We start from the raw sequence: 6,358 nt of genomic DNA, 5'->3' as shown, positions 1-6,358 counted from the left end.
AACAGCATCAACGCCGTAAGCTTCAACTTTTCGATTCATATCACACCTACTATCAATAAAGGTTTGACCGATTATAGCCCCAAAACGTGATAAAAAACATAACGCCCAATTAAGTAGCCCGAAACGCAACGACCAACTTTACGCACAACACCGTAATCACTAAACTCAACGCACAGTAAAAATGCCACGCGTTGAGGGTCTGCTTGAATTGTTTGTTATATTTCAGTTCCATACAGCCACTGAAACACCAAACAACCTTTGAAAATAGTACATAACATCAAAAGCTTAACGTCAGTTGAGCCAGATTTAGATACAAAAAACAATTAATTTTGAAATCGAATCAAGCTTACCCATTGATTCTGATGATAAATATCAGAGAAATAAGCCATTAATGTAAACCAAATCAAAAGAGCTGCTAAATACGATTAAACAATAATGTTCGTTAGACATTGATAAACTTGATCAAATCAACAGCTATGCTTCACAAGAAATCATCAACCAGCAAAACACTCACATTACCACTTAACTTTTAAATTTGTAGTACGTTGAATTTAAGAGAAATATAACGCCGCGTTAAGGGGTGAGCAACGCAACGACTAACTTACCGCATTGCACTAAAAGCTAATAAAATCAATGTATAATGAAAATGCCGCGCGTTGCGAATCCCTCTTTAACGCCTTGTTATGTTACTTTTTCTTGGGAACATTTTTTAAACTGTGTTGATGTTTTTCTACTACATAGATTGATTCAATAATGTTCTCAACTATATCAATAGCGGCTATGACTTCTTTATGTTTTGGGCTGTACGATCGATGTATTGTAGCGTGACCTGCTTCCAGTACTTGATCTAATGCAACACGTTGAACTTTAGATATGTATCCCTGACTTTCGAACTCATCCATATTTTTGACAAATCGCCCTTTGTCACCAACTTTTTGGATCATAACATGCTCAATTAATGCTCGAATCCCCATAACCGTAAGTCGGTTACATCCATTCTGCAACGACACGTATATTTCACTAATCAGCTCCATTAATTCATGGTTTACTGGCCCCGTGTCTGCATTAAAGGGAAAAACTAAGCTTGCAAGCCAACTAGGCTTTTTACGTAAGGTATATGGCGGATAAATAGAAATATCAGGAACTATCCCATTTTCATCGTAATCACAGTAATCTGAATATTCAGCGCGTTCCATTTTCACATCTTGACATCCACAGCATTCGAAGAGTCTATATCTACGCTCGCAATAGAAATGTTCTTCACTCAAATCTTGTTGGTAAGAATGTATCAGTTGATGAAAGGTATAATTCTGACAAATGTTACATTTTAATTTTTGCTTTTCTATTGCCACTGTTATCTCCTGTAACATAACGCCGCGTTAAGGGGTGAGCAACGCGACTACTAACCTTCCGCATTACACTAAAAATCAATAAAATCAATGCATAACGAAAATGCTACGCGTTGCGAATCCCTCTTGAACGCTTTGTTATATGACTTTACGCGCGATGATATGAACCGCATTACTGACATGACCTGAAATGGTTGAAGTTTCAGATACTTTCGACAATTCAATACTGAAGTTTGATAGCAAAGCCTCAATCTCTTTTGGCCGACTATGCCACATTTCGATGCCTAAACCTGATAAAAAGTGTAGGCTTTCGATTGAACAAAACTCAGCTAAATACAACACACCGCTGGGTTTCAAAACTCGCCAGAGTTCAGATACTACTTTTTCACGAGAATCCTGAACAGGTATACAAGTCAATACTGCACATACCACTATCGCATCAAAATAATTGTCTGAAAAAGAAAATAAACCATCTTGTTGATAACGTAAATCAAGTTCAGGATATTCGGTTAGACCTCGATTAATCATTTCTTTTGATGAATCTATACCAACTAAATCCTTATAACCCAACTTCTGAAGCTGATTTGAAATACGTCCGTAACCACAACCAAAATCTAAAACTTTACCATTTCGGGGAATCGATATTAAAAAGTCTTCCACAGAAATTTCAAGATTGAAATCAACATGATCTGCAACATGATCCCATCTGATCAAAACTGGACTCCTTTAGTCATATAACGCCCGCTTAAGGGGCAGACAACGCTACTACCAACTTTCCGCATAACACCATAATCACAAAAACCAACGCATAATAAAAATGCCACGCGTTGGCTGTCCCTCTTGAAGCGTTTGTTATGTGAATTTGAGCCTAGTGAGCTAACCATTTACAAGGCTCCAGGCTCATTTCGGTAAATTTTGCTGTAAACGATGATTCTGAAGGACTGCACGCATAAACTCCAAAACTGACCACTTTTTGTGTCGGCAAGGGGGGATTACATTTACCCATTTCTATCGTAGTCTCTCCCAACTGATGTAAGTGAAAGATACGCATCTGGTTAAAAACCAAGCCATCAAACGAGGATTCAATAAGAAAATCTGGCCCTCTACGACTTAAACGATACCAAATCTCTTTAGGAAGCGGGATATCGGTGGTTGCCCAATCTGAATACCCTAAATTTGTAACTACACTACCCAGCCTAGAAAATGATTGATTTTCGTACTCTATCGAAGCTTTAAACCAATTTTCATTATCGAGATAAATGATCAATCCACATTGATCAAACAGCTCTTGATAAGTAAAACTTACCTTAGCTGTAAAGGTGAAATTATCTTTTGAATCAATCAATAGTGCAGGGGCATTTTCATTACGAAATCCATAATAAGAACGTTGCCAAAAATCAGTTTTCGGCTCGGTTGTTATCGAAACAAACTCGGAAGTTACTTCACTGACTTTCGGTTCAGAAACCCACTTCCCAAAAGTAAAATTTACCATTATCAATCTCTTTGTTGTTCACAAAATTCACATAACGCCCGCTTAAGGGGCTGACAACGCTACTACCAAGTTTCCGCATAATACTGAAACCACCGAAATCAACGCATAATAAAAATGCCACGCGTTGGAAGTCCCTCTTGAAGCGTTTGTTATGCTTTATTACTTATTGATTACATTGAACTTTTACAAAATTCATTTGTTCGCAGCAGTTTAACTCAAAATGACAAACCAGCCTACTTTCAGCAATCATTGTTGTCGATAAGATCCCAAACAAGTTGAAGCGAATTAGCCTGCGGAATCAATGAACCAGCAACACCAAAGAAAGAGACCTTTCAGCAACAATCGAACCTTTTACGCACACAATTTATCAGAGCAGAACCAGACAAAAGCGCACAAACATCGATAAACTTGCGCTAACCAAACACTGTCAGCAAGCAAGATGTTCATGAGATCCCAAACATGCTGAAGCGAAATAGCCGGTGGAATCAATGAGCAAACAACACCAAAGAAAGAGACCTTTCAGCAAAAACCGAACCTTTTGCGAGCACAATTTATCAGGGCAAAGTTACCGAAAAAACACAAGTATCGTTCAACTTTCAATCGCCACCAAAAAGAACAATAAACTCATAATATCAATAAATTAGAATACAAAAACGTCTAAATCAGACTAAGTTTTCCCATTAAAATTTATATATTGATTTTGCTGAGGCTCAATAAAGCATAACGCCCAATTAAGGGGTAAACAACGCTACCACCTAAACCTAAAGTATTGTGCCATAAACACTAAATTTGAAGTAGAAGCAAAAATGCCAAGCGTTGTGAATCCCTCTTAAATTGCTTGTTAGGCTTGTAGCTCCAACAACTGCTCAGCCCCAAAGTTTTTCACGATTTCAAAGCCCAATTTCAAATACAGTTGCTTAGCTGGGTTAGTTTCAATCACGCTTAACCCAACCTTTGATTTCGTTGTTTCCGCTTTAGCAATTAGGTCAAGAATTAGCTTACTGCCTATTTTCAAACCTTGAAACTCAGGAGAGATCTGAATTTGAACCAAATACCAATAGTTAAGTTCTTCGGTGTATGTGGCTTTGAACAATCCAATAGGGTTACCATCCAATTCAACGATTTGCGCATGAGGAAACTCAAAGCGTATTCGCTTTTCATATTCTTCAGTACTCGTTGGCATACCTACTTCTTCTAGATACTGCCTCATCGTTTTATCACGTAATGACAGCAAGAAAGGAATATCTGTCTCGCTCGCCCGTCTAAGGGAAATATCCATGTTTCCTCCAAAAGCCTAACGCCGCGTTAAGGGGCAGCCAACGCTACTACCAAGCTTCCGCATAACACCGTAACCATAAAAACCAACGCATAATAAAAATGCCACGCGTTGGCTGTCCCTCTTGAACGCCTTGTTATACCGTTCTTATAGCGCTAGAATGACCTTTATTAAGACCACTTAAAGGACTCAATAAATGACCGCTAGAATCTTAGCCGATGTAGCTGCAAGTATTACTGAATTAAAAGCTAATCCGATGAAAGTTGCAACAAGTGCATATGGTGAACCTGTCGCTGTACTTAACCGAAATGAACCTGCCTTTTACTGTGTTCCAGCAAAAGCATACGAAATGATGATGGATCGACTCGATGATCTCGAACTATTAGCGATTGCAAGAGAACGAGAGTCTGAAGAAAGCATTTCGGTAAACATCGATGACCTATAAACTTGATTTCAAAAAGAGCGCGTTAAAAGAATGGGAAAAACTTGGCTCTACGCTGCAACAACAATTTAAAAAGAAACTAATTGAACGCTTAGAAAACCCACATGTACCAGCATCAAAACTCTCTGGCGCTGACAACATGTATAAAATAAAGCTACGTCAGTCTGGCTATCGTCTCGTTTACCAAGTAAAAGATGACGTCATCGTGGTAACGGTATTAGCAGTTGGAAAACGAGAGCGAAGTGATGTTTACCGTAGCGCAATGAAACGATTAGATGACTGATTAATATACCAATCAATGCCTCTTTTTTCGGCAAGGTATAACGCCCAATTAAGTAGCCCGAAACGCAACTACCAACTTTCCGCACAACACCGTAACCACTAAAACCAACGCATAATAAAAATGCCACGCGTTGAGGGTCTGCTTGAATTGTTTGTTATGTGCCGGGGTTATTATTTACTCCGATCTTCTATTTGGTCGAACGATTCCACCGAAATTCGTTCAGCAATTTCATGCATTTTCTGCATTTTTTCAGGATTACTATTTTCCCAAAATAATTCCCAATCTTGTCGAGAGCGCCACTTAGCAATCGTTAGTACCTTTTCAGGTTTATCAAAGGAATGAAGCATAAAACTGCCGAGAGCACCCTCGACTGTATGATGAATAGAGTCAGTTGTAGAACTCCAAACCTTTTGAAATTCATCCATTTTATTAGATGGCACTCGCCACTCATATATGACTCTAAACATATGATTTCCTTGTGATATAAGTAATATAGACGTTGAAAACTATTAGGCACATAACGCCGCGTTAAGGGGTGAGCAACGCAACGACCAACTCACCTCATTGCACTAAAAACTAATAAAATCAACGCATAACGAAAATGCCACGCGTTGCGAATCCCTCTTAAACGCCTTGTTAGCTTACCCCTTCACACATTTCGTGCGATTTAATCACATTGACCGCTTCGTGTGATAAGCTATACTCCAGTTAGACTTAAGACTGTGGAGAACAACCATGCATACATTAACAGCAAATGACGCTAAACGAAATTTTGGTGAATTGCTTCTTAATGCTCAACGCCAACCAATTAAGATCAGTAAAAACAGCAAAGATGCTGTTGTCGTGATGTCTATACATGACTACGAAGAGCTTGAAATGATGAAAACAGAATATCTTAAACATTGTTTCAACGCGGCTAAAGATGACTTGGCAAAAGGCAATGTCGTTGATGGTAAAGATTTTTTGAATGAGCTGTAACAAACAATATGCATAATAAACAATATAAACTGAGTAGTTTGGCTCAAACTCATTTACGTAAAGTAAAAAATTATACCATCAACAATTTTTCCGAATTACAGTGGCAACGTTATAAAGAAACACTACTTTCTGGCTTTCAAATGCTCGCCGATAATCCTGATTTAGGACGAAGCTGCCATGAAATATATAATAACGGTTTTTACTTTCCGATTGGAAAACATACTGCTTACTTCACAAAGGAAGAGAATTTCATCTTAATCGTAGCTGTATTAGGGCAATCTCAGTTACCGCAAAATCACCTGAAATAATAAACAATTATGGACGATAGTTTCGATTGGTAAGCTAACGCCCAATTAAGTAGCCCGAAACGCAACGACCAACTTTACGCACAACACCGTAATCACTAAACTCAACGTAAGCGTTCACCGAGGTATCTTGACTTACCATGCCTGAAGAAGCATGTGCAGTTTATAGATCAAAAACGTTCGGGTACGGTTTCTTCTCAACGACTGACGTGATGATTTCACTCAGAACTGAC

At 38.5% G+C, this 6,358-nt stretch carries 9 protein-coding genes; 4 read left to right on the top strand and 5 right to left on the bottom strand.

Annotation, left to right across the window (positions count from 1 at the left end; genetic code table 11):
- Nucleotides 1-686: 686 nt before the first annotated feature.
- The 4 genes from FKN93_RS18155 to FKN93_RS16725 form a co-directional block, all read right to left on the bottom strand.
- Nucleotides 687-1,352 (bottom strand): DUF4145 domain-containing protein, encoded by a 666-nt coding sequence (locus FKN93_RS18155; protein ID WP_170905703.1) that lies wholly within the window; start codon nucleotides 1,350-1,352, stop codon nucleotides 687-689.
- Nucleotides 1,353-1,487: 135 nt separating this feature from the next.
- On the bottom strand, nucleotides 1,488-2,063 hold the full coding sequence (locus tag FKN93_RS16745; RefSeq protein ID WP_170905702.1) for a class I SAM-dependent methyltransferase: 576 nt from the start codon (nucleotides 2,061-2,063) through the stop codon (nucleotides 1,488-1,490).
- A gap of 154 nt (nucleotides 2,064-2,217) precedes the next feature.
- A complete protein-coding gene (locus tag FKN93_RS16735) occupies nucleotides 2,218-2,841 on the bottom strand; it encodes a DUF1349 domain-containing protein (RefSeq protein ID WP_064626866.1) in 624 nt (207 codons plus the stop codon).
- Nucleotides 2,842-3,682: 841 nt separating this feature from the next.
- Nucleotides 3,683-4,120 carry a GNAT family N-acetyltransferase gene (locus tag FKN93_RS16725; protein WP_154170975.1) on the bottom strand — a complete coding sequence of 146 codons (438 nt, stop codon included), beginning with the start codon at nucleotides 4,118-4,120 and terminating at the stop codon, nucleotides 3,683-3,685.
- Between the two features lie 193 nt (nucleotides 4,121-4,313).
- Between FKN93_RS16725 and FKN93_RS16715 the strand changes: the two genes are divergently transcribed.
- Both FKN93_RS16715 and FKN93_RS16710 read left to right on the top strand, forming a co-directional pair.
- On the top strand, nucleotides 4,314-4,562 hold the full coding sequence (locus tag FKN93_RS16715) for a type II toxin-antitoxin system Phd/YefM family antitoxin (protein WP_000126952.1): 249 nt from the start codon (nucleotides 4,314-4,316) through the stop codon (nucleotides 4,560-4,562).
- Nucleotides 4,552-4,842, top strand: coding sequence for a type II toxin-antitoxin system RelE/ParE family toxin (locus FKN93_RS16710; RefSeq protein WP_170905701.1), 291 nt, complete (start codon nucleotides 4,552-4,554; stop codon nucleotides 4,840-4,842). Before FKN93_RS16715 ends, FKN93_RS16710 begins: the two co-directional genes overlap by 11 nt.
- A gap of 170 nt (nucleotides 4,843-5,012) precedes the next feature.
- Here the strand turns inward: FKN93_RS16710 and FKN93_RS16700 are convergent, their stop codons facing one another.
- The gene (locus tag FKN93_RS16700; RefSeq protein WP_170905700.1) at nucleotides 5,013-5,309 is read right to left on the bottom strand and encodes an antibiotic biosynthesis monooxygenase; all 297 of its coding nucleotides are present in this window, start codon (nucleotides 5,307-5,309) and stop codon (nucleotides 5,013-5,015) included.
- A 268-nt stretch (nucleotides 5,310-5,577) separates the two neighbouring features.
- On the opposite strand from FKN93_RS16700, the gene FKN93_RS16695 reads away from it, so the two are divergent.
- Both FKN93_RS16695 and FKN93_RS16690 read left to right on the top strand, forming a co-directional pair.
- Nucleotides 5,578-5,820, top strand: a complete 243-nt coding sequence (locus FKN93_RS16695; protein WP_045572526.1) for a type II toxin-antitoxin system Phd/YefM family antitoxin — start codon at nucleotides 5,578-5,580, stop codon at nucleotides 5,818-5,820.
- Between the two features lie 8 nt (nucleotides 5,821-5,828).
- On the top strand, nucleotides 5,829-6,128 hold the full coding sequence (locus FKN93_RS16690; RefSeq protein ID WP_170905699.1) for a type II toxin-antitoxin system RelE/ParE family toxin: 300 nt from the start codon (nucleotides 5,829-5,831) through the stop codon (nucleotides 6,126-6,128).
- Nucleotides 6,129-6,358 lie beyond the last annotated feature (230 nt).

Source organism: Vibrio sp. A8-1 (assembly GCF_013048685.1).
Lineage (GTDB): Bacteria > Pseudomonadota > Gammaproteobacteria > Enterobacterales > Vibrionaceae > Vibrio > Vibrio metschnikovii.
The sequence above is the reverse complement of the archived record's forward strand: the minus strand, read 5'-3'. Positions and strand labels throughout refer to the sequence as shown.

Excerpts from the sequence above, each read along its gene's own strand:
- FKN93_RS16715 (WP_000126952.1), top strand. The coding sequence starts at position 4,314 with ATGACCGCTAGAATCTTAGCCGATGTAGCTGCAAGTATTACTGAATTA.
- FKN93_RS16725 (WP_154170975.1), bottom strand. The coding sequence starts at position 4,120 with ATGGATATTTCCCTTAGACGGGCGAGCGAGACAGATATTCCTTTCTTG.
- FKN93_RS16700 (WP_170905700.1), bottom strand. The coding sequence starts at position 5,309 with ATGTTTAGAGTCATATATGAGTGGCGAGTGCCATCTAATAAAATGGAT.
- FKN93_RS16735 (WP_064626866.1), bottom strand. The coding sequence starts at position 2,841 with ATGGTAAATTTTACTTTTGGGAAGTGGGTTTCTGAACCGAAAGTCAGT.
- FKN93_RS16710 (WP_170905701.1), top strand. The coding sequence starts at position 4,552 with ATGACCTATAAACTTGATTTCAAAAAGAGCGCGTTAAAAGAATGGGAA.
- FKN93_RS16690 (WP_170905699.1), top strand. The coding sequence starts at position 5,829 with ATGCATAATAAACAATATAAACTGAGTAGTTTGGCTCAAACTCATTTA.
- FKN93_RS16695 (WP_045572526.1), top strand. The coding sequence starts at position 5,578 with ATGCATACATTAACAGCAAATGACGCTAAACGAAATTTTGGTGAATTG.